At 58.3% G+C, this 22,330-nt stretch carries 23 protein-coding genes and 1 tRNA gene; 5 read left to right on the forward strand and 19 right to left on the reverse strand.

What is annotated here, in order from left to right; genetic code table 11:
- The coding region (locus QDT79_RS00005) for a BCCT family transporter (RefSeq protein WP_308316077.1) at nt 1–448 on the forward strand (448 nt) is incomplete at its 5' end.
- Between the two features lie 133 nt (nt 449–581).
- Here the strand turns inward: QDT79_RS00005 and QDT79_RS00010 are convergent.
- Nucleotides 582–887 carry a contact-dependent growth inhibition system immunity protein gene (locus QDT79_RS00010; RefSeq protein WP_308316078.1) on the reverse strand — a complete coding sequence of 102 codons (306 nt, stop codon included), beginning with the start codon at nt 885–887 and terminating at the stop codon, nt 582–584.
- A gap of 18 nt (nt 888–905) precedes the next feature.
- Nucleotides 906–1,736: an RNase A-like domain-containing protein gene (locus QDT79_RS00015; RefSeq protein ID WP_308316079.1), complete on the reverse strand. Its 831-nt coding sequence runs from the start codon at nt 1,734–1,736 to the stop codon at nt 906–908.
- 448 nt (nt 1,737–2,184) lie between these two features.
- Here QDT79_RS00015 and QDT79_RS00020 point away from each other — a divergent pair, with 448 nt between their 5' ends.
- Nucleotides 2,185–3,249 (forward strand): hypothetical protein, encoded by a 1,065-nt coding sequence (locus QDT79_RS00020; protein ID WP_308316080.1) that lies wholly within the window; start codon nt 2,185–2,187, stop codon nt 3,247–3,249.
- Nucleotides 3,250–3,966: 717 nt separating this feature from the next.
- Here the strand turns inward: QDT79_RS00020 and QDT79_RS00025 are convergent.
- The 6 genes from QDT79_RS00025 to xerD all read right to left on the reverse strand — a co-directional run bounded on the left by QDT79_RS00025 (nt 3,967) and on the right by xerD (nt 10,362).
- Nucleotides 3,967–4,040, reverse strand: a tRNA-Gly gene (locus QDT79_RS00025).
- Nucleotides 4,041–4,187: 147 nt separating this feature from the next.
- Nucleotides 4,188–5,705 (reverse strand): lysine--tRNA ligase, encoded by a 1,518-nt coding sequence (lysS, locus tag QDT79_RS00030; RefSeq protein WP_033649459.1) that lies wholly within the window; start codon nt 5,703–5,705, stop codon nt 4,188–4,190.
- Nucleotides 5,706–5,714: 9 nt separating this feature from the next.
- Nucleotides 5,715–6,813 (reverse strand): peptide chain release factor 2 gene (gene prfB / locus QDT79_RS00035; RefSeq protein ID WP_107227931.1). Its coding sequence is split into 2 segments (ribosomal slippage): nt 5,715–6,737 and nt 6,739–6,813, totalling 1,098 coding nucleotides; the frame shifts between segments, so codons are not numbered across the junction.
- A 166-nt stretch (nt 6,814–6,979) separates the two neighbouring features.
- Nucleotides 6,980–8,713: a single-stranded-DNA-specific exonuclease RecJ gene (recJ, locus tag QDT79_RS00040; RefSeq protein ID WP_063990700.1), complete on the reverse strand. Its 1,734-nt coding sequence runs from the start codon at nt 8,711–8,713 to the stop codon at nt 6,980–6,982.
- Between the two features lie 6 nt (nt 8,714–8,719).
- Nucleotides 8,720–9,436 (reverse strand): bifunctional protein-disulfide isomerase/oxidoreductase DsbC, encoded by a 717-nt coding sequence (gene dsbC, locus QDT79_RS00045; RefSeq protein ID WP_033654072.1) that lies wholly within the window; start codon nt 9,434–9,436, stop codon nt 8,720–8,722.
- Between the two features lie 26 nt (nt 9,437–9,462).
- On the reverse strand, nt 9,463–10,362 hold the full coding sequence (gene xerD, locus QDT79_RS00050) for a site-specific tyrosine recombinase XerD (protein WP_063990783.1): 900 nt from the start codon (nt 10,360–10,362) through the stop codon (nt 9,463–9,465).
- Between the two features lie 106 nt (nt 10,363–10,468).
- On the opposite strand from xerD, the gene fldB reads away from it, so the two are divergent.
- Nucleotides 10,469–10,987, forward strand: a complete 519-nt coding sequence (gene fldB / locus QDT79_RS00055) for a flavodoxin FldB (RefSeq protein WP_038871234.1) — start codon at nt 10,469–10,471, stop codon at nt 10,985–10,987.
- 37 nt (nt 10,988–11,024) lie between these two features.
- Here the strand turns inward: fldB and creD are convergent, their stop codons facing one another.
- From creD to sdhE, 5 genes are all read right to left on the reverse strand, one after another.
- Complete coding sequence (creD, locus tag QDT79_RS00060; RefSeq protein ID WP_130018208.1) at nt 11,025–12,389, reverse strand: cell envelope integrity protein CreD; 1,365 nt, start codon at nt 12,387–12,389, stop codon at nt 11,025–11,027.
- Nucleotides 12,390–12,469: 80 nt separating this feature from the next.
- Nucleotides 12,470–13,888: a two-component system sensor histidine kinase CreC gene (creC, locus tag QDT79_RS00065; protein ID WP_308316081.1), complete on the reverse strand. Its 1,419-nt coding sequence runs from the start codon at nt 13,886–13,888 to the stop codon at nt 12,470–12,472.
- Nucleotides 13,885–14,580, reverse strand: a complete 696-nt coding sequence (creB, locus tag QDT79_RS00070; protein ID WP_063990697.1) for a two-component system response regulator CreB — start codon at nt 14,578–14,580, stop codon at nt 13,885–13,887. The genes creC and creB overlap by 4 nt, the downstream gene beginning before the upstream one ends.
- A complete protein-coding gene (locus QDT79_RS00075; RefSeq protein ID WP_063990696.1) occupies nt 14,580–15,002 on the reverse strand; it encodes a protein YgfX in 423 nt (140 codons plus the stop codon). Before QDT79_RS00075 ends, creB begins: the two co-directional genes overlap by 1 nt.
- Nucleotides 14,983–15,249: an FAD assembly factor SdhE gene (gene sdhE, locus QDT79_RS00080; RefSeq protein ID WP_019455657.1), complete on the reverse strand. Its 267-nt coding sequence runs from the start codon at nt 15,247–15,249 to the stop codon at nt 14,983–14,985. The genes QDT79_RS00075 and sdhE overlap by 20 nt, the downstream gene beginning before the upstream one ends.
- A 320-nt stretch (nt 15,250–15,569) precedes the next feature.
- On the opposite strand from sdhE, the gene ygfZ reads away from it, so the two are divergent.
- Nucleotides 15,570–16,562 carry a tRNA-modifying protein YgfZ gene (ygfZ, locus tag QDT79_RS00085; RefSeq protein WP_063990695.1) on the forward strand — a complete coding sequence of 331 codons (993 nt, stop codon included), beginning with the start codon at nt 15,570–15,572 and terminating at the stop codon, nt 16,560–16,562.
- 38 nt (nt 16,563–16,600) lie between these two features.
- Here the strand turns inward: ygfZ and QDT79_RS00090 are convergent, their stop codons facing one another.
- Nucleotides 16,601–17,098, reverse strand: coding sequence for a DUF2165 family protein (locus tag QDT79_RS00090; RefSeq protein ID WP_063990694.1), 498 nt, complete (start codon nt 17,096–17,098; stop codon nt 16,601–16,603).
- Between the two features lie 150 nt (nt 17,099–17,248).
- Nucleotides 17,249–17,923, reverse strand: a complete 675-nt coding sequence (gene trhA, locus QDT79_RS00095; protein ID WP_033639467.1) for a PAQR family membrane homeostasis protein TrhA — start codon at nt 17,921–17,923, stop codon at nt 17,249–17,251.
- Between the two features lie 183 nt (nt 17,924–18,106).
- Between trhA and QDT79_RS00100 the strand changes: the two genes are divergently transcribed.
- Nucleotides 18,107–18,715 carry an HD domain-containing protein gene (locus QDT79_RS00100; protein WP_025304127.1) on the forward strand — a complete coding sequence of 203 codons (609 nt, stop codon included), beginning with the start codon at nt 18,107–18,109 and terminating at the stop codon, nt 18,713–18,715.
- A gap of 32 nt (nt 18,716–18,747) precedes the next feature.
- Here the strand turns inward: QDT79_RS00100 and rbsK are convergent, their stop codons facing one another.
- Genes rbsK through QDT79_RS00120 form a run of 4 tightly spaced genes read right to left on the reverse strand, consistent with a single transcriptional unit; the run spans nt 18,748 to nt 22,327 of the window.
- On the reverse strand, nt 18,748–19,674 hold the full coding sequence (gene rbsK / locus QDT79_RS00105) for a ribokinase (protein WP_308316082.1): 927 nt from the start codon (nt 19,672–19,674) through the stop codon (nt 18,748–18,750).
- Nucleotides 19,671–20,579, reverse strand: coding sequence for an allose kinase (gene alsK, locus QDT79_RS00110; RefSeq protein WP_308316083.1), 909 nt, complete (start codon nt 20,577–20,579; stop codon nt 19,671–19,673). The genes rbsK and alsK overlap by 4 nt, the downstream gene beginning before the upstream one ends.
- A 10-nt stretch (nt 20,580–20,589) precedes the next feature.
- Complete coding sequence (gene alsE / locus QDT79_RS00115; protein ID WP_033654065.1) at nt 20,590–21,261, reverse strand: D-allulose 6-phosphate 3-epimerase; 672 nt, start codon at nt 21,259–21,261, stop codon at nt 20,590–20,592.
- A 31-nt stretch (nt 21,262–21,292) separates the two neighbouring features.
- Entirely contained in the window at nt 21,293–22,327 is a 1,035-nt protein-coding gene (locus QDT79_RS00120) for an ABC transporter permease (RefSeq protein WP_308316084.1), read from the reverse strand.
- Between the last annotated feature and the right edge of the window lie 3 nt (nt 22,328–22,330).

The following is a 22,330-nucleotide window of genomic DNA, read 5'->3' on the forward strand; positions in this document are numbered from 1 at the left end:
CCCCACCGCCGCCCGCAACCCCATTCCCTGGCAGCGCAGGCTGCGCAATATCGCCTATCTGCCAAAACGCTCGCTGGTTAAGCGCTTTATGGATGAGGTTATCCAACCGGCCATGACGCTGGTGCAGGAAGAGCTGAGTAAACAAAACACGCTCAGCAGCATCAACGCCACTGCGGAAGACCGCATTCGTTTCGAGGTCGATTTGGGCGATGAGCTTAACTTTATCTATGAAGTCAGACTGCGCGGCTACAGTTCGCCGACGTTCGCTCTGGCCGGGCTGGATAACAATGAACAACAAGCCGAGCAGCACAAGTATTATCGCGCGGAGATCTACCTGAAAGAAGGCGGCCAGAACTACGATGTCATGGGCTGGAATCAGGAGCAGTTGATCAACGATATTCTCGACCAGTACGAAAAGCACCTGCATTTCTTGCATCTGGTGCGCTAAAGGCCGACATGCCGTCCCCAGGGGCGGCATGTACATTTCTATTGTGCGCTACGTCTCTATACAGATGCACACCGTCGCTTCGGCTCACACAAGTATGCATAGCCGCTTTAGGCATTCACACATAGCGCCAGAATTAGTGAGCCAACTGGTGGCGGGCTGCCAGTATCCGAATTTGTTTCAAGAAATCCTGTGTCGTTGTTCCCCATAGCTCCGGCAACACATCGTTCCCCCATCGAGCACTGAATTCATCATCAAGCGTGCCCGAGTATGCCGTTTCAAATTCGACAATATCCGCGATCAAGGTGTCTATCTTCGAGGATGGGTTGTCTTGAAGATAGAAGCCCATAACGCCGGGAAGGGTTGTCGCCCCTGTGATTTCGTAGCTATCCTGCCCGAAATAAATTTGTATCAGATGTTCCAGGGCGGAAAAGTTACCCATTATTTTCATCGTGCGATCTCAAAAAGTGGGGTAGGCAGTAAGGATGTAATACGGCTTGCCGTGAAAGACCTCAAAACGTATGACAACCCTAAGGTTGGTCAGCTTGATAGTGTTCTGCTCGCCACGCCGTAAACCATACCCAATTACACGTCCGGCAGAATAGTTCACGACGAGAGGCGACGAGGGGCGCGTTGAGCTTCCTGCCCAAATTTTTATCCATTCCTGATTATGTTTCACTGCGCCGGAAATAGCCTCTTCGGCAATACGCACGTTAGTGAATGTTGTTGCTGCCCGCATGGTAGGGATTGTAGCAAGTCTTTGCACCAATTCATCCGGTGTCTTGGCTATATGCTTCGCAATCGTATGGCCGCCAGGTTTCGCGCCCGTCATAGACTCATGCTCAACCAGTCTCACTCTCCCCATACGAACAGAAGCAACGCGCACCGCGCCTATCGCTGCCGCAAACACCAACGGCACTGCAACATCGACCGTAAGCCCTACGTTATAAGCCGTATCATCTTCCGCGCCCAACGTTCTAGCCAGTGCAACAGCAGATTGGTAAGTATCAGTGGTTGTTGGTTGGCCAGTAACAATTTGATTGGAGGCGGCTTTGATACTATCGAGACTATGGGTACCGACAACGACACAACCAACCTTGGTTAAAAATGTTGGGTCCGGTGCATAACACAGCGCACCAGCACCAATGAGTTCAACAACTCCACCAGCAAGCCCCAACCCGCCAAACAGGCGATTACTCAAGGTTTCCCCTTCCGTAACGCTTCTGTCTGACATAACTGCCGCCAGTTGAACCGGCGAAAGCACAGCGCTTAAACCTTCCTCTGTTGCCATGATAAATCCTTTTATTGCGGTTCATTTTACATTACGTCCACACTATGCATCTGGTGACAACCAGCATTTCCGCATCTGATCTTTCATTAGTACGTTCATCCCAGAGTAACCTGAAGTACTTCTTTGTCCAGCATGGTTTAGGTAAAAAACGTATTTAAACATGAGTTATTTTCTTCTAAAATTTCTAGTCGTTTAAGTTCAAGTTATCATCCGATCATACCCCTACACCAAGCATGAAACGTAATGTAAGAAACCTCATTCCTACGTCAAAGCTAGCATGCTGAAATTCAGACTTCGGCTTTGCGAAGAATAATGATAATCTGTATGCTAGGAAAACGCATTCATGGGAATGTCCTCTTTTTTATGAAGACACTACTAACATCATGACACGTTAATCAGTGGAAATCCGGTTACCCCTAAAAAGGTAATGTTTAATGAGGAATCAAAAGTGGAGAGTGTAAAAGAATCAATTTCACAAGCTCTAAAAGATCGTTTTACTAACCCATTATGGGGTTATATCGTTCTTTCATGGATAGGTTTTAACTGGCAGAACCTCGCCTGGCTATTTATGAGTAAGCAAGATGTTGAAAAAAGAATCGAAATGATTACATCTCAAAGTGGGTTCTACAGCCATTACCTCGTACTTCCAATTATTGCAGGGGCAACCTTGGCTGCATTTTCACCATATTTTAAGGTTATACTTTCCATTATACATAAAAAGGCAGAGTATCTGTTGACTAACGTTGAGCGCGATCGTTCCCTAAACAATCTACAGATAGAGATTGATATTATGGAGAAAACAGCAGAGCGCAACTTTACTTCACGCCAAGCTGAGGCCAAAGAACAAAAGAGACTAATCGAAATTGAAGAAGAACAAAAAAAACTGCCATTCCAAACAGAATCACTTATGAAAGAACACGCTAGCCTAAGCGAAAAAACAAAGGTCCTTAGTGAAGAGGTAGGTAGTTATACAGCATTGAAAGAAAATTTATTATCTGAGATAGAAGAATTGAAAGCAAAAACCAATAGAATTATTGACATATTTAGAAAGTATAACTCACCAAGCAATCACGAAGGCATTAAATTATTCATCAATGAAATATCGAAAGAATTTGAAGAAATCGATCTTTTATATCCTTATTCCCAAAAATTAACATCGGTTGATGATGCAAAAAAAACTTTGGAAAACATTTCTAAGATATCCCTTGCAGGCTTGAGCCCTCAAAGTGCATTTTCTGAATCCCAATACAAAATGGCTTATGATCAGATCCAACAGTCACTGACGCCCCATCCCGACCTTGCAAAGTTAGCAGCTAGTGCTTCTATTGCTTTTAACAGCCCAAGTTTTAAAAAAATTGAAGAGCTGAGTCGCCAAATAGCAGCCCTTAAAGAAAGCTTTCCACAAATATCATCTCTTTCATCTCAGACATCAGAAGCCCTAAGAGGTCTAACAAACGAAAACATTAAAAGCCTTACAAAATATGCAAATCTAGTAAGCACAGAAAAAAAATGAAACTCAAAACTTAATTAAAAATCAACAAAAATAATCGCCTACCATTCAAAATTTGAGACTATATTTTTAGCATTGAAAAAATCAATATTAAGACTGAATAGCCACGGGTTTAACAGACACCTCAAAGTCATTTATGGACTGACCCCAGCTAACCAAAGCCGAGATACTAGATGGAAACCTGCATCAGGCTCGTATTATCCATCGCAGGAACTGGGCAGCAGAAATCCTGAGATATCTACCTTAAAAAATACAGAGACGCGGGAGAATGATATCCCCTCGTGCCTTCATCAATAGACATAACACCGTCACCGCAGGCAATAGAAGCCATTAAGCCCCGTTGGTGGTAACACGCAAAGCGGAGCGTTAGCGACAGCATCAGTGATCTACTCAGAGCAAGGTCTTATAGGGTAACCGTGTATCCCCTGAAGGGAAGCGTGGCTGAAACGCTGGCAGAGCCTGCATATCGTGTGCAGGAACGAAAACCACCATGAACCTGTTTAGAGACATGGGGCTTAAATGCGATTTGCGATGAGATTTTTATAAGTATTTAGAGCCTACAACGAGGGTTTAGTTTTCTTGTTGTGCTATCGCGGTAGGATGTTGAAGCAACGGCAGGATCGGCTCACATGTTAACCCTCGTCAAACGGTGATGCAGTTAGCGAGAATCAGTTTTCTTAAAGCGCTTAGAGCTCAATGGAGTGATGCATGAGGAAATTTTGGAGCGGGTGAAGGGAATCGAACCCTCGTATGCAGCTTGGGAAGCTGCCGTTCTACCATTGAACTACACCCGCATCGGTGTGCGACAGGCATTATAACCGGTTATCGGCGGCGGGCAAGCGGAGATGGCGCGTAACTGTCGATGTTTTAAGCGGTTAAGTCCGGTGGGCGAAAAAAAACCGGCGCAGTTGCCTGCACCGGTGGTTTCACGCTAAACGGAATTATTTCTGTGGGCGCATCGCCGGGAACAGAATCACGTCGCGGATGGTATGGCTGTTGGTGAACAGCATCACCATACGGTCGATACCGATGCCCAGACCGGCGGTCGGCGGCAGGCCGTGCTCCAGCGCGGTGACGTAGTCTTCGTCGTAGAACATCGCTTCGTCGTCGCCGGCGTCTTTGGCGTTCACCTGATCGGCAAAGCGCTGTGCCTGGTCTTCGGCGTCGTTCAGCTCGGAGAAGCCGTTGCCGATTTCACGGCCGCCGATGAAGAACTCGAAGCGGTCGGTGATTTCCGGGTTAACGTCGTTGCGGCGCGCCAGCGGCGAAACTTCAGCCGGGTACTCGGTGATGAAGGTCGGCTGAATCAGATGGCTTTCCGCCACTTCTTCGAAGATCTCGGTCACGACGCGGCCCAGACCCCAGCTCTTCTCAACCTTGATGCCGATGGATTCGGCGATGGCCACCGCTTTGCCCATGTCGGCCAGGTCAGCCAGATCGGTTTCCGGGCGGTATTTCTTGATCGCCTCGGTCATGGTCAGCTTCTCGAACGGCTTGCCGAAGTCGAACACTTCGTCGCCGTACTGCACCTGAGAGGTGCCCAGCACTTTCTCGGTCAGAGTGCGGAACAGGGTCTCGGTCAGCTCGATCAGGTCTTTGTAATCCGCGTAAGCCATGTAGAGTTCCATCATGGTGAACTCTGGGTTGTGACGCGGAGAAACGCCTTCGTTACGGAAGTTGCGGTTGATTTCGAACACGCGCTCAAAGCCGCCGACCACCAGACGCTTCAGATACAGTTCCGGCGCGATGCGCAGGTACATGTCGATATCCAGCGCATTGTGGTGCGTGATGAACGGACGCGCGGACGCGCCGCCCGGGATCACCTGCATCATCGGGGTTTCGACTTCCATGAAGCCGCGTTCCACCATGAAGTTGCGAATAGCCGACATCACCTGAGAACGCACTTTGAAGGTGTTGCGCGATTCTTCGTTGGCGATCAGATCCAGGTAACGCTGGCGGTAACGGGTTTCCTGATCCGCCAGGCCGTGGAATTTGTCCGGCAGCGGGCGCAGCGCTTTGGTCAGCAGACGCAGCTCGGTGCAGTGGATCGACAGTTCGCCGGTCTTGGTTTTGAACAGCTTACCGCGCGCGCCGAGGATATCGCCCAGGTCCCACTTCTTGAACTGGTCGTTGTACACGCCTTCAGCCAGATCGTCGCGCGCGACGTACAGCTGAATGCGGCCGCCCACGTCCTGCAGCGTGACGAAGGATGCCTTGCCCATAATACGGCGGGTCATCATGCGGCCGGCGACGGTCACTTCTACGCCCAGCGCTTCCAGCTCTTCGTTGTCTTTATCGCCGTACGCGGCGTGCAGTTTGTCGGAGGTGGAGTCGCGACGGAAATCGTTCGGGAACGCAATGCCGTTCTCGCGCAGGCCGGCCAGTTTCTCGCGGCGGGACTGCAGTTCGTTATTGAGATCCAGCGCCTGATCGGCGCCCTGTACTTGTTGTTCAGACATTTCTATTCCTCATAACCCGGCTTTCAAACTTGCCTCAATGAATTTATCCAGGTCGCCATCCAGTACGGCCTGCGTATTACGCGTTTCGACGTTGGTGCGCAAATCCTTGATGCGGGAGTCATCCAGCACGTAAGAACGGATTTGGCTGCCCCAGCCGATGTCGGACTTGTTGTCTTCCATCGTCTGCTTATCAGCATTTTTCTTTTGCATCTCAAACTCGTACAGCTTGGCTCGCAGCTGTTTAAACGCTTGATCCTTGTTCTTATGCTGAGAACGATCGTTCTGGCACTGCACCACGATGTTGGTTGGCAGGTGAGTAATACGTACGGCGGATTCGGTTTTGTTGACGTGCTGACCGCCCGCACCGGAGGCGCGGTACACGTCGATACGCAGATCCGCCGGGTTGATTTCGATATCGATATCGTCGTCGACTTCCGGGTAGATGAACACCGAGCTGAACGAGGTGTGGCGACGGCCGCCGGAGTCGAACGGGCTCTTGCGCACCAGGCGGTGAACGCCGGTTTCAGTGCGCAACCAGCCGAACGCGTAGTCGCCGATGATCTTGATGGTGGCAGACTTCAGGCCCGCGACGTCGCCGTCGGACTCTTCGATCACTTCGGTCTTGAAGCCTTTGGCTTCGGCCCAGCGCAGGTACATACGCAGCAGCATGCTGGCCCAGTCTTGCGCTTCGGTGCCGCCGGAGCCGGCCTGGATATCCAGGTAGCAGTCGGCGCTGTCGTATTCGCCGGAGAACATACGGCGGAATTCCAACTGATCCAGCTTGCTCATCAGTTGATCCAGCTCGGCGACCGCTTCGTTGAAGGTCTCTTCATCGTCGGCTTCCACCGCCAGTTCCAGCAGCCCGCCGACGTCTTCGCCGCCCTGCTCCAACTGCTCGATGGTTTCAACGATGGCTTCCAGCGCGGCGCGCTCTTTGCCGAGCGCCTGTGCGCGCTCCGGCTCGTTCCAAACGTCCGGCTGCTCCAGCTCGGCGTTGACTTCTTCTAGGCGTTCCTTCTTGGCATCATAGTCAAAGATACCCCCTAAGAACCGCAGTCCGCTCGGACAGGTCCTGAATTCGGTTTTTTACCGGGTTAATTTCAAACATGGTTTCGTTCTTTTACGTTGATGTCGTCGATGGCGGAATGCCATTGGAACCGTTAATTCTAACGGATCCGGGCGGCAGTTTATAGCGAGTTGGTCAGTTTTTGTGGCGATCGGGAAGGATGCGGGGGATTGGAGAGCCCAATCCCCGAATTGTGTTCAATTTCGCCTCAGCGCGGCCAAAGATGCTGGATCAGCAGCTGCACGTTGCGGTTGCCGCGAAACTCGTTGACGTCGAGCTTGTAGGCCAGTTCCACCTCGCGCACGCTGCTGTCCGGCCACAGCGTGGTGTCCACGTTGAACGCGATGCCGTCGAGCAGCGGGCCGCCGCCGAGCGGTTCCACCATCAGCTTCAGGTGTTTCTCGCCCACCAGCCGCTGCTGCAGAATGCGGAACTTGCCGTCGAAGGTCGGTTCCGGGAACGCCTGCCCCCAGGGGCCCCCCTCGCGCAGCAGCTCCGCCGTCGTCAGCGACAACTCCTGCATCGCCAGTTCGCCGTCGGACCAGATCACCCCTTCCAGCATCGCCGGATCGAGCCATTCCCCCACCAGCTCGCCGAAGCGCTGGCGGAACTCGTCAAACCTGGCCTCTTCCAGCGACAGCCCGGCCGCCATCGCGTGGCCGCCGAACTTCATCATCAGCCCGGGGTTCAGCATATCCAGCCGCTCCAGCGCGTCGCGCATGTGCAGTCCGGGCACCGAACGGCCGGAGCCTTTCAGGATGCCGTCGCCCGCCGGCGCGAACGCGATCACCGGACGGTGGAAACGCTCTTTGATACGTGAAGCGAGGATGCCCACCACGCCCTGGTGCCATTCCGGGTGATACATCGCCAGCCCGTAAGGCAGCTCGGTGCTGGTACGCTCCAACTGGTCGCACAGCTGCAAGGCTTCCACCTGCATGCCCTGCTCTATCTCGCGTCGCGTCTGATTCAGCGCGTCGAGATCGTTGGCCAGCATGCGCGCCTGCGCAATGTCGTCGCTCAGCAGCAGCGCCACGCCGATCGACATATCGTCCAGCCTGCCGGCGGCGTTGAGACGCGGGCCGAGGGCAAAGCCGAGATCGTTGGCCGCCAGTTGGCGGGCATCGCGGTTGGCCACTTCAAGCAGCGCGCGGATGCCCGGTCGGCATTTGCCGGCGCGGATGCGGTTTAACCCCTGATACACCAGAATGCGGTTGTTGGCATCCAGCGGCACCACGTCGGCCACGGTGCCGAGCGCCACCAGATCCAGCAGTTCAGCCAGATTGGGCATCGCCAGCGCGCGCTGCTCGAACCAGCCGCTGTCCCGCAGTCGGGCGCGCAGCGCCAGCATCAGGTAGAACGCGACGCCCACCCCGGCCAGCGATTTGGACGGGAAACCGCAGCCGCGCAGATTAGGATTGACGATCGCTTCGGCCGCCGGCAGGGTCTCACCCGGCAGGTGGTGATCGGTCACCAACACCTGCATCCCCTTGGCGTGCGCCACATCGACGCCGGCATGGGAGGAGATGCCGTTATCGACGGTGACGATCAGCTCCGCGCCGCGCGCCGCCGCCTGCTCCACCACTTCGGGGCTCAGGCCGTAGCCGTCTTCAAAGCGGTTCGGCACCAGGTAGTCGACGGCTGCGCCGCCCATGCTGCGCAGCGCCAGCACCGTCAGCGCGGTGCTGGTAGCGCCGTCGGCGTCGAAATCGCCCACAACCATAATGCGGCGGCCGTCGGCCAGCGCCTGTTGCAGCAGGCTGACGGCGGCGTCGATGCCGTCCAATTGTTGCCAGGGCAGCATGCCCTTGACGCCGCGCTCCAGCTCCTGCTCACCCTGCACGCCGCGCAGGGCGTAAAGCCGACGCAGCAGCGGCGGCAAACTGGCGGGCAGATGCGTGTCGTCCGCCGCCGGGCGGCGGCGTAGTTGCGTTTTAATACTCACCGGCGATTAACCACCGGCTTTGGTGGCGGCCTGGTGCGCATCCAGCATGGCGGCCATCTCTTTCGGCCCCTGATAGCCCGGGATCATCATGCCGTTTTCCAGGATGATGGCCGGCGTGCCCTGAATGCCGAACTGCACGCCCAGCTCGTAATGCTTGCTGATGTCGGTTTTGCAGGTCGCCGGAGAAACGGCGTCGCCCTTCATGGCGGCGTCGAACGCCTTGGCCTTGTCGGCGGTGCACCAGATAGACTGCATGTCTTTTTCAGCCTGGGAAGCCAGCCCTTGGCGCGGGAATGCCAGGTAACGCACGGTAATGCCCAGATCGTTGTACTCTTTCATCTGCTGATGCAGTTTGTGGCAGTAACCGCAGGTGATATCGGTGAACACGGTGATCACGTGTTTCTCTTTCGGCGCTTTGTAAACGATCATCTGATCTTTCAGCGCGTCCATCTTGCTGCCCAGCAGTTGGTTGGTCACGTTGACCGGCTCTTTGCCGCTGACGTCGAACAGCGGGCCCTGCAGGATGTGCTTACCGTCTTCGGAGGCGTACAGTACGCCGCTGTCGGTCAGCACGGTTTTCAGGCCGTTGACCGGTGAAGGCTGCACGTCCGCCTGCTGGATGCCCAGGCTGGCGAGCGCTTTTTTGATCGCCGCGTCATCGGCATGGGCGGCGCCAGTCACCGAAGCCACCAGCAGAGAGAGCAGCATTAAACCTTTTTTCATTGTTCCAATCCTTTCGAACCCGCCGCTCAGGCGCGCGGGTGATGCTGTTGATGTAGCTGTTTCAGTCGTTCGGTCGCTACATGAGTATAAATTTGCGTGGTCGAGAGATCGCTGTGTCCTAACAACATCTGTACGACACGGAGATCGGCCCCATGGTTCAGCAAATGGGTGGCGAACGCGTGCCGCAACACGTGCGGCGACAGACGCTCGCTGTCGATGCCCGCAAGGATGGCATAGTGTTTGATGCGATGCCAGAACGTCTGTCGGGTCATTTGCTGGCAACGGGTGCTGGGGAACAGCACATCCAGCGTCTGGCCGTTGACCAGCCACGGGCGGCCGTGCTCCAGATAATTTTCGATCCAGTAGACCGCCTCTTCGCCCAGCGGCACCAGCCGCTCCTTGTTGCCCTTGCCGATCACCCGCACCACGCCCTGCCGCAGGCTGACGTCGCTGATACTCAGCCCCACCAGCTCGGAAACCCGCAGCCCGGTGGCGTACAACACTTCGAGCATCGCCTTGTCGCGCAGCTCCAGCGGCTGATCGACGCAGGGCGCCTGCAGCAGCGCATCGACCTGCGCCTCGCTCAGATCCTTCGGCAAACGCTGCGGCAGTTTGGGGGACGCCAGCTGCGCGGTGGGATCGTCGGCGCGCAGCTTTTCGCGGTACAGGTACTGAAACAGGCGGCGCATGGCGCTCAGCAAACGCGCGGAGCTGGTGGCCTTGTAGCCACCCTCCACCCGCTCGGCGAGAAACGCCTGCAGATCCAACGCCTGCGCCTGCAGCAAGGCGGTGTTTTGCTGGCCAAGCCAGGTGCCCAGGGCCTGCAAATCCAGCCGGTAGGAGGCCAGCGTATTTTCCGCCAGATTGCGCTCAAGCCACAGCGCATCCAGGAATTGTTCAATCAGCGCATTGTCTTGCTGTTGCACGCGGTCCTCTCTTTGTTGCATTTCCACCCGCGCCATTATGCCTTAAGCCGATGCAAATCAGGTATACTCGCTGCAATTCTCTAAACAGCAACGTAACGGTTTACACATGAAGATTGGTCTGTTTTACGGCTCCAGCACCTGCTACACCGAGATGGCGGCAGAAAAAATCCGTGAGATTCTGGGTGAAGACCTGGTCGACCTGCACAACCTGAAAGACGTCTCTCCCAAGCTGATGGAGGACTATTCCATTCTGATCCTCGGCATCCCGACCTGGGATTTCGGCGAACTGCAGGAAGACTGGGAAGCGATCTGGCCGCAGCTGCCGGCGCTGGATCTGAAAGGCAAAATCGTCGCCATGTACGGCATGGGCGATCAGCTCGGTTACGGTGAGTGGTTCCTCGACGCGCTGGGCATGCTGCACGATCAGATCGCGCCGCTGGGCGTGCAGTTCGTCGGCTTCTGGCCGACCGACGGCTTCGAGTTCACCAGCCCCAAACCGCTGAGCGCCGACGGCAAACATTTCGTCGGCCTGGCGCTCGATGAGGTCAACCAATACGATCTGAGTGAAGAGCGCCTGCAGCAATGGTGCGAACAGATCCTGTTGGAGATGGAGCCGCTGCTGTAGCCGCTGTCGGGCGCTGAGCGCGCCCGATTCTCCTCACTTATTTCCACAGACGGAAGCGTGGCTCGTCTTCCCCAGCCGGCGTTTCCTTGGTCAACCGCGCCGGATCCGCCACCTGATACCAGTCCAGCTTACGCGTCAACAGCATAATGCCCGCCAGAATGGCGAACAGCAGCCCCGCCCCCAACACCAACGCATTGTCCTCCGACTGCAACAGCAAATAGAGCACGCCGTACAACAGCAATAGGCTCGCGGCGAACAGCGCACCGCGCAGCTTGCCGCGCAGTACGGCGCTCAGATAGAAGCCGATCAGACCGCTGCAGGCGATACTGGCCGCCAGGTAAGCGAGAGCGAATCCCAGGTGTTCGGAGAAGGCCAGCAGAATCAGGTAGAACAACACCAGCGCCGCACCGACCAGCAGGTACTGAATCGGGTGCACCCGCAGCCCGGTCAGGGTTTCGAACAGGAAAAACGCCATAAACGTCAGCCCGATAAACAGCAGCGCGTATTTAACCGCGCGCTCGGTCAGTTGATAGTGATCGACCGGTTCGACCAGGCTGGCGCTGAAGGCCGGCAGCTTGTCCTCATCGATAATGCCATCGTCGTAATGGAACGCACTGTTGATGTTGTTGGCGAACCAGGTGCTGCGCCAGCGAGCACTGAACCCTTGCTCCGTCACCTTGCGTTCATCCGGCAGGAAGTTGCCGAGGAAGTTCGGGTGTGGCCAGTTGCTTTGCAGTTGCAGCTCGCTGCTGCGCCCCAGCGGCACCAGCGACAGGCTGCTGGTGCCCGCCAGCGTCAGGGTGAACTCGGCGTTCAGCCCCTCTTTTTGTTGCAGTGCCCCCAGCGTCAGCGGGGCGTGGATCCCCTGGCGCAACGATCCCACGCCGGTGCCCGGCTCAAACGCCACCGGCTGCGGCATTGCCAGCGGGGAAATGCTCTTGATGCCGCGAGAGTCGCTCAGCGCCACCAGCAGGAACGGCTGGCCGACGGTCACGTTGGCGCGTTGCAAATCCGTCAGCTCCGGCTGGCCGAAACGCATCTTGAAGTTCAGCGGCCCCTGGTAAACCTGCGTCTGATAAATGCCCAGCTTGCGCACCTCTACTTTCGGCGCCCCCTGCACCTGAAGCGACTCCGGCAGCAAATAGCGGTAATGCTGCACCCGCTGCACTACCGTTTGTCCTTTCTCGTCTTTCTTCTCTTCTCGTTCGACGTAGGGAATGACAATCAACGGACCGAGCACGCGCTGCGCCCCGCTGGTGCTTTCGCTCACCTGCCCGACCACGCTTTGCCGATAGCCGCTGCGTTCGTCGATCACGCTCATCAGTTGGGCGATGGGGATCAACATCACCACCATCAATCCCAGCAGCGTGGTTATTTTCCAGAACAGTACCGATTTCATTATGCTCTCTCCTCATAAGTAATGAGGCCACGATAAAACCCGCAGGTGAAATCAGAATGTGGTTATGTGAAGGGAAGGTGAAGTCACAGCGATAACATGAAAGTCGCTTCCACCCCGTGCGGCCGGCGGTTGCGCAGGTGAATGCCGCCATGATGCAGACGCGCGACCTCCTGCACGAAGTTCAGGCCCAGCCCGCTGCTTTTCGGCCGTTCGGCGCGCGGCAGCGAATAAAAGCGCTCGAACACCTTATCGAGCGCATAGTCCGGAATGCCGCTGCCGTCATCGCAGACGCTGATGCAGTAATGCTGTTCCCGCCGTTCGCCTCGCACGCTGACGCAACCGCCCGGCGGGGTAAAGTCGATCGCGTTGTCCAGCAGGTTGGTCAGCGCCTGGCTGATCAGCAACGCATCGCCGTTCAGCGTCACCTCCGCCAACGCCTCCAGCTGCAACCTGACGCCGCGCTGCGTCGCCTGCCCCTCTTTGCCCGCCACCGTCTGGTCGATCAACGCCGCGATCGCGAGGGGCGCGGTCTCCATTTCAGGCCGACTCTCCAGCCGCGCCTGCACCAACAGTTTGTCCACCAGTTGCTGGATGCGTGCGCTTTGCTGCTCGATATTGGTGAGAAAACGCCGGGCGGTCTCCGGCGGTGGCAGCTCCTGCAACAGCTCCGCCGCGCCCCTGATCGCCGCCAGCGGGCTTTTCAGCTCATGCGTCAGGGCATGTGCATACTGTTCGATATAAGCTTTGCCTTCCAGCTTCAGACGCATGCTCTCCAACGCCTGCGCCAGCTGCGTCAATTCCCGGCCGCCCACTTTGGGCAGCGGCGCGGTTTCCCCTTGCGCCACCCCGTCGGCATAACGCACCAACCGGCCTATCGAACGGGTGATCCACCAGACGAATACCGCCCCGATCAGCAGCGCGATCCCCAGCAGCAATGCGCCGGCCCACAGAATACGCCGTTCGCTGCGTTTGATCACCGGCGCCATGGTGCTGTTGGGTTTACCCACGGTGAGCACGCCGATAATGCGCCCTTGTTCTATCACCGGCGCGGCCACATACATCACCGAACTGTTTTCATCCTGCGGGTCGCTAAGGGTGCTGCGGGCGCCGTACTGGCCGCGCAGCGTTCGATAAACGTCATTCCAGCGCGAATAATCCTGCCCCTGCGCGCGGCCGGCAGAATCGAAGATGACCTTGCCCCGAGCATCGGTAAGATAGACGTGGTATTCGCTGCGATCCTTGCGGATGCCGGAGATATTGGCGCCGATCGGCCGCTGGTTCAGCTGCGTAAATGCCTGCGCCAGTTGGCCATGCGCCGCATCGCCGCGCTGCATGTCCTGACGGGCGATCTGCGCCAGCAGGTTGGCGGTATCCACCAGCGTGCCTTCGGTGGCGCGCCGCACGCCGGGCTTCACTTCCTGGACGAAAATGCTCAGCACGAAGTACCCGGCCACCGCCACAATCAGGAAATATCCCAGCAGCAGGCGCAGGCCAATTTTCATGGCTGGCGGCTCACGCTATAGCCCAATCCGCGGTGGGTATGGATTGGCGGTTCACCGGGCTCCACCGCTCGCAGCTTGGCGCGCAGCGTTTTGATATGGGTATCGACGGTGCGATCCAGGCTTTCTTCCGCCTGCGCCCAAACGCTTTCCATCAGTTGCTGCCGCGAGAACACCCGTCCGGGCGCCAACAGCAGCGTCTTCAGCAGCAGGTATTCGTAACGGGTCAGCGGCAACGGCCGCTGATGGTAGGAGATGGTGGCCGCGTCTTCGTCGAGCGTGAAAGCGCCGAAACGGTAGAGCGCGCTCTGTTGCAAGCGCTGCTGCTTATGCAGGCGGCGCAAAATGGTGCGCACCCGCGCGCTGACCTCGCGAGGGGAGAACGGCTTGGCGACATAGTCGTCGGCGCCGATTTCCAGCCCGATCAGGCGATCCACTTCATCACTGCGGGCGGTGAGAAACAGAATCGGCAGGTCGGCCGCCTGAGCCAGCAGGCGGCGACACAATTCAAAGCCGTTGATATCCGGCAAACCGACATCGAGGATAGCGAGCGCGGGCGCGCCTTGCGCCAGCGCCTGCAACGCCGGTTCCGCGCGCTCGAACCAGCGCACCTCGAAGCCTTCGCTCTCCAGCGTGTAAACCAGCGTATCGGCAATGCTGGGTTCATCCTCCACCAACCAGAGTACGGGTTTCATCAGGGCTCTTCGCCGTCACCCGCCGGCGGATACAGCAACAGCTGCCGCAGGTGGCGCCACTCCTCTTTGCTCATGCAGTCGGAAGCCAGCCACAGCCGACGGCGTTTTTTGCCCTCCGTCGGCAGCAGCGTCAGCAGCATGCCATAACCCGGCATCCACGGTTTTTTCGCCAGCCGCCACTCGCGGCCGTGCCAGTTGAAACGCCGGTCCGCCAGCAGCCGCAGCTCGCCCTGCACCGCGGCGATGCGCTTCTGGCTGCGAATGCACTGAAACACCACCAGCGTCAGCAGCACCAGCCAGAGCGGGCCAAAGCCTTCCGGCCAGGGCGAAATCAGGATCAGCAAGATCAGAACGCCGTGGGTCAACAGGGAAAACAGCTGGGTGCGCCAGGAAATGCGGATATCACATCGCCACTGGGCCACGGTCTTTATTTCGCGTTTGGATCAGGGTCACCATTCTCTGCAGCTCGCTGTCCTGCGGCGCGCCATGATTCATCAGCCAGTTGAACAAATCGGGATCGTCGCACTCCAGCAGACGGATGAACAACGCCTTGTCCGCGTCATTCAGGCTGTCGTATTCGTATTCGAAGAACGGCATGATGGAGATGTCCAGCTCGCGCATGCCACGGCGGCAAGCCCAGTGAATACGTGCTTTATTGTTAATATCCATGTTGTTATGACTCACCTCTTTTCAGCGCGGCAGCGCCAGCGCAGAGTTCAAATGACACACTGTATGGCAACGCCGTCGCAATATAATTCCATCAGCCGGGGATCTGTCTGCAAGGGTGCCCTGGCCGCAAGCCTATAGAGTAACAATTTGACATACACGCCGGGAAGGCGCTTTGCTGCGGAAAACGTAATAAAGCGCAAAATGCCAAAAAAAGCGCACCCCGGCGCCGCGGCGCGAATAACAGTTTGCAAAGCCCGCCGCCTCTTTTACCATGGGTTCAATACCCTTCAGGTAAGCTAAACGTTGAGCAGGAACTTACTATGGCGCATAACATTCCATTCCCACCCCGTCAGCCCTCCGCTTCCACCCATCTGCCCCTGACGCTGATCTCGCTGGAAGATTGGGCGCTGGTGACGCTGAACGGGCCGGACACGGTGAAATATCTCCAGGGCCAGGTGACGGCGGACATCGACGCGCTGGCGGCCGATCAACACGTGCTGTGCGCCCATTGCGACGCCAAGGGCAAAATGTGGAGCAACCTGCGTCTGTTCCACCGTGGCGAAGGCTTCGCCTATCTGGAACGCCGCAGCGTGCTGGACAGCCAACTGGCAGAAATCAAAAAATACGCGGTGTTCTCCAAAGTCACCATCGCCGCCGATAACGATGCGGTGTTGCTGGGCGTCGCCGGTTTCCAGGCGCGTGCCGCGCTGGCGGGCCTGTTCGCCACGCTGCCGGACGCCGAACACCCGGTGGTGCAGGACGGCGAGACCACGATTCTGCACTTCAACGCGCCGGCGGAACGTTTTCTGCTGGTGACCCGCCCCGCCGTGGCCGAACCGCTGATCGCCAAGCTGCATGACCAGGCGGAACTGAATGACAGCGGCCAATGGCTGGCGTTGGACATCGAAGCCGGCTATCCGGTTATCGACGCCGCCAACAGCGCACAGCTGATCCCGCAGGCCACCAACCTGCAGGCGCTGGAAGGCATCAGCTTCAGCAAGGGCTGCTATACCGGTCAGGAGATGGTGGCGCGCGCCAAATTCCGCGGCGCCAACAAACGTGCGCTCTACTGGCTGGAAGGTAAGGCGGCCCGCGCCCCGCAGGCGGCGGAAGATCTGGAGCTGCAGCTGGGTGAAAACTGGCGCCGTACCGGCACCGTATTGGCGTCGAGCCAACTGGCCGACGGCACGCTGTGGGTGCAGGTCGTGATGAACAACGATTTGGACGCCGATAGCAAGCTGCGGGTGCGCGACGATGCCGCCAGCCAGTTGGCGATCAAACCGTTGCCCTACTCGCTGGCCGAAGAGAAATAATTCATCGGCCGCAGGCGCCCTGCCTGCGGCCGTCTTCGTTACTCGTCCAACTCCCCGTCGCGCTGCACCAGATAAATCAGCACCAGAATGATGGTGACGAAGAAGCGAAACGCATCGGGCACGCCGTTCCATTGTTTCGACATCCACATGCCAAACCACTCGCCCCCAATCGACATAAAGCCCACTTGCCAGGTGAGGAAGCCCAGCGTCAGCCCCACAACCGCCAGCTTTTTCCGGCCGTTGAAAGCTTTAGCGGGCAGTTTCAGGCCGCACAGCAGGCGCAGGCCGCCGATCCAGCACAGCAGCGCGGTCAGGCTCTCCAGCACGATGATGAAGATATAGCCGGCGTGATGCAGCCACGGTGTTTGTATCGAACGGTAGCCGATGGTGGCGTCGGGGAAAATGGTGTCCATCATAAAGACGTGGCGCACGAAGGCGAAGTTGGAGCCGTAATCGGTGATATTGCCGAAGGCCACCAGCGAAGCGAACAAAGCGATAGCGCAGACCAGCAGCGCTTTGGATAAGCGAACGATCATCGTGATGAGTCCTGAACTAAGTTAAGAGAAAGAGTATGCGGGCTCAGAAATGAAAGAACGGGCTTGCTGGATACCCGAAAGAAGCAAGCGCCTCTTTTTTAAAACAAAAGAGGCGCCTGTTCAATACGCATTCAGACGTAGCGATAACGTTTAGACGTAGAGATAGATCGCCATGAAATGGCAGGCGCTGCCGCCGAGCACGAAGGCGTGCCAGATAGCGTGGCCAAAGCGAATGCGCTTGGAGGCGTAGAAAATCACGCCGAGGGTATAGACCACCCCGCCTATCGCCAGCAGCGTGACGCCGCCGGCCTCCAGCCGCGTAACCAGCTGATAAATCACAATCAGCGACAGCCAGCCCATCGTCAGGTAGGTCACCAGCGACAGGGCTTCAAAACGGTGGGCGAAGGCCAGTTTGAACAGCACGCCGAGCAGCGCCAACCCCCAGATTACCGCCATCAGGCCCTTCGCCAGCGGCGAATCCAGCCCCACCAGCAAAAACGGGGTGTAAGTCCCGGCAATCAGGAGATAAATGGCGCAGTGGTCAAATTTTTTCAGCCAATGCTTGGCCTTCTGATGCGGAATCGCATGGTACAGCGTGGAAGCGAGAAACAGCAGGATCATGCTGCCGCCGTACAGGCTGTAACTGGTGATGGCCGTCGCATCGGCGCCGGTATTCACCGCCTGCACCAACAGCAACACCAGGCCAACGATACCGAACACCAGCCCGATGCCGTGGCTGATACTGTTGGCGATCTCTTCCGCCCACGGATAAGCCGCAGCGACAATCTTATTGCTCCCGGCTTTCACTACGTCCGTTTTCCCCATAACGCGCAACCCCTCAAAATGCCCTGCTTTGTGCGAAATTAACGCAAAGCAGCTTAACTGAGAATAATTCCAGTGTACACGTGTACGCTAAAATAAAAATGTGAACGCGTGTAACCATCGAAATCGCCCGCCCGGTGGTCTACAATCGTCAGGCTTCAACCCACCCACCTTGAGGTTTACACCATGTCATCCGCTGTACCCGCGTTAGATTTCGGCTCAATGACCCAGGTCATCCAATTCCTGATGGAAATCGATAAGTTGAAAGGCGTGCAACGCCGCACCAAAGTGCTGGGTACCCAGCGCCAGGAAAACTCCGCCGAACACAGTTGGCACTTCGCCATCGCCGCCATGAGCCTGGCGCCCTACGCCGGTGATGACGTAGACATTCAGCGCGTGATCCAGATGGCGCTGCTGCATGACATCGTGGAAATCGACGCCGGCGATGTGCTGGTCTACGATCTGGCGGCCCGCGCGGCGATCCACGATCAGGAAGTGGCGGCGGCGCGCCGTCTGTTCGGCATGTTGCCGGAGGCTCAGCGCGAGTATTTCACCGCTTTATGGCAGGAATATGAAGATGGCGAAAGCGCCGATGCACGCTTCGCCTTGCTGCTGGATCGCACCATGCCGATGCTGATGAACCTGCACAATGAAGGCCAGAGCTGGGTAGAGAACGGCATCAGCCTGGAGCAGGTGCTGGCGCGCAATGCATCAATCGCCGACGTGCACCCCGAGCTGTGGCACCACATGGAGCAACACCTGCGGGATGCGCAACGCAAAGGCTGGTTGAAGTAAGTGAACCGGGCTGCTGCCGCAGCCCTTCAACGTCAAGCGAACGCCCGTTGGCGTTCCAACGCCTCCTCATAGCTCGGCATCGACCCGGCCGCCCCGGCGCGCTCCACGCAGACCGCCGCGTAGGCGGCGGCGAAGCGCACCGCATCGGCTAACGGTACCTGATTCGCCAACTGCGCCGCCAGGGCGCCGTTAAACGCATCGCCCGCGCCGGTGGTGTCTTTCGGCTGCGCTGGAAACGCCGGGATCAGCTCGCTGTTTTCCCCGTCCGAGAACAACGCCCCCTGCGTGCCCAAGGTCACGATCAGCAAGCGAATGCCCTTGGCGTGCAGCACCTGCGCCGCCTGGCGCGCCGAAGCCACATCCCGCACCGGCACGCCGGTCAGCAACGTACACTCGGTGGCGTTGGGCGTCAGCATATCGACCTGTGCCAGCAGGCTGTCCGGCACCGGCTGAAACGGCGCCGGGTTGAGAATGATGAACGTCTGCGCCTCGCGGGCGATGGCGATCACCTGCTCAATCGCCGGCAGATTGTTCTCCAGCTGGGTTAACAGAATGTCCGCCGCGGCGATTGCCGGCCGGCACTGGCGCACCTCGTCTTCGCTGACCGTCAGGTTGGCGCCGGGATCGACGGCGATCATGTTCTCCGCCTCCTCGCCGGCAACGTAGATAAGCGCATTGCCGGTCGGGCAATCGCCGGTCGAGAACAGCGTCACCGCATCGAAACCGGCGGCGGCGAGGTGGCGCCGGGCGAAGGTGCCGAAGTCGTCGCGCCCCACCTTGCCGATATAATGCACCCTTGCCCCAGCGCGCAGCGCAGCGGTGGCCTGGTTGGCCCCCTTACCGCCCGCGCCCATCATGCTGTTGCGGGCGATCAGCGATTCGCCGGGCAGCGGAAAGCGCGCCATGCCGGCGACGATATCCAGGTTGAACGAACCGAACACGCAGACTTTGCCTTTCATTGCGGGTACTCCCTGCTCAATTGGAGGTGGCGCCGGGCGGCCAGGCAGGCGCCTTTGCTGCCGGTTTCATCGGTCAGGCGGCTGATGGAGATCGCCAGCCCCTGTGCCGGCTGCGGCCTGCGCAAATGGCGGCGGATCTCCTGCTCAAGGTGTGCCAACGGGAAACCATTCATGGCGATCACGCCGCCACCCAAGATCAGCCGCTGGGGATCGAGCACGTTCATTTCGATGGCGATGGTCTGCGCCAACCGTTCGACGAAACGCTGCAAATCCGGATGATCGCCGTGGCGTTCGAACAGCCGTTCGAACGGTGTTTGCGCCGCGTTAACCCGCGCCCAGCCGGTCAGCCAATGGCCAGAGGTCAGGCTCTCGACGCAGCCCCGTTTGCCGCACGGGCACTCGCCCTGATGGCCCGGCCAGGGAATGTGCCCCAGCTCGCCGGCGGCGCCGTGCGCACCGTGGTAAAAATCGCCGTTCAGCCACAGGCTGTTGCCCATGCCGGTGCCCAGATACAGCCCCACCGCCACCTGCGGCAGCGCCGGCAGCTGCTGCAAGTCCCACCACAGCAGGTGATTGACGTCCTTATCCATCCGCACCGGCAGCGCCAGCACATCGGCCAACAGCGCCGCCACCGGCTGGGCGTCCAGCGCCGGAATGAACGGCAGTGACAGCACCCGTGAACGGTCGCGGCTGAGGATCCCCGGCAGCCCCAGCATCACCTGCGCCACCTGCCGATCCTCGCAATGCCCGGCGATCAGGCGGCCCAACGCCGCCAGCGGATCGGCCTGCTGCGCCCAGTCGGCGGTCGCTATCTTGCGGTATCCGCTAAACTCACCGTCATCATCCATCAACAGCAGGCGGGTATTGGTGCCGCCGACGTCTACGCCAAGAAAATGCCGCATCATGTCCCCCGCCTCAGGCCGCCTGCCGCATCTGATCCAGCATTTTTTCCCATGCCGTCTCCAGATCCGGATCGAGGTTGAACAGCCCGGAGCTGCCGACGATCAAGACTTCCGCACCGGCGCCCATCAGATCGCGGTAGGTGCGCTGATTGCAGGATCCGTCGATCTCGATCAGATAGCTCAGGTTTTGCTGGCGTTTCAGATCGCGCAATTGGCGGATCTTCTCCAGCATTTCGGGGATAAACGGCTGCCCGGCATAGCCCGGATCGACGGTCATCACCGTAACCTTGTCCAGCAGATGAAGGTAGTGGCGGATAAACTCCACCGGCGTGGCCGGGTTCAGCACCACCCCCACTTTTTTGCCCAGCGCGCGGATCTGGTTGATCACCCGGAACGCGTCGCGGTTGATGGTTTCGGCATGCGGGCAGATAAAGTCCGCGCCGGCGCGGGCGATCGGGTCGATAAAATCGGTCGGGTTCTCCACCATCAGATGCACGTCCAGCAGCAACGAGGTGTGCGGGCGGATCTGTTCGATAAAGAACGGCGACAGCGTGATGTTTTTCACGTAGTGCCCGTCCATGATGTCGATATGCAGCATATCGGCGCGGCGGTTCAGCACCGCCAACTGCTGCCGGATATCCATCAGGTTCATGCACATCAGTGAAGGTGAAATCTGGTATTTCATTAGCGTTATCCTGCGCAAAAGGGAAAAAGGATCAGTGGCCCGCTGCGGCTCTGGCCTGGGCCGCACTGCGGCGCATCGCCCGCCGCTGCCGATAGCGATGGCGGAAAAACTTCAGCGCCAACACTGCGATCAGCACCGCGCCCCACATCGCCAGACTGAAATGCTGGCTGACGTTCATCAGGTTCAAACCGGTGGCGATCACTTGCAGCACCACCAGCGCCAGGACCACGCCGCTGACCCGGCCAAAACCGCCGAACGGATCGGTGCCGCCCAAAATGATCGCCAGCACCGTCAGCAGCAGATAAGAGTCGCCGTAGCCCATGCGCGCCGAGTTGAAGCGCGCCATCATCACCAGCCCGGCGATCACGCACAGCAGGCTGGAGAGGGTGTAAATGGCGATCAGCACCCGATGGGTATTCACGCCGCTGAAGTGGGTGGCGTTGATGTTGCTGCCGCTCATGTAGATGCATTTGCCGAGCCGGGTTTTCTGCAAGAACAGCGCCAGCAGCACGGCAACCGCCAGGAAGATCCACAGCGGTACCGGCACGCCCAGCACGCGCTCGGCGCCGATAAACCGCACGATCTCCGGCATGCCGCTCAGGGCCGCACCGCGCGTCAGGTAGATGCCGATGCCGTTAACCGTGGTCATGGTCGCCAGCGTCACCAGAATCGGATGCGCGCCGATGTAGGCCACCAGCGCGCCGGTCGCCGCGCCGATCATCACGGCCAGCAGCATCGCGGCCGCCAGCGCCAACGCCAGCCACAGCGCCTGCAGCCCCAGCCCGGCGTCCGGCGGCAGATAGCTGATGAACAGCCAGGCCATCAGCAGGCTGGTCAGGTTGGCGCTGGCGATAATGCACAGGTTCAGGCCGCCGCTGAGGATCGGGATGAACATCGCCAGGGTCAGCAGGCCCAGCTCCGGCAGCTGGAACGCCACGCTGGTGAAGGTGGCGCCGCTGAAGAAGCGCCCCGGCATCAGCAAGCTGAAGGCCAGCACCACCGCCAGCAGCAGCGCCAACAGACCGACGGCGGTGCCGTCCGGACGAAATTTCAGGTAGTTGCCCATCAG

It is taken from the genome of Serratia marcescens (assembly GCF_029846115.1).
GTDB lineage: Bacteria > Pseudomonadota > Gammaproteobacteria > Enterobacterales > Enterobacteriaceae > Serratia > Serratia marcescens_L.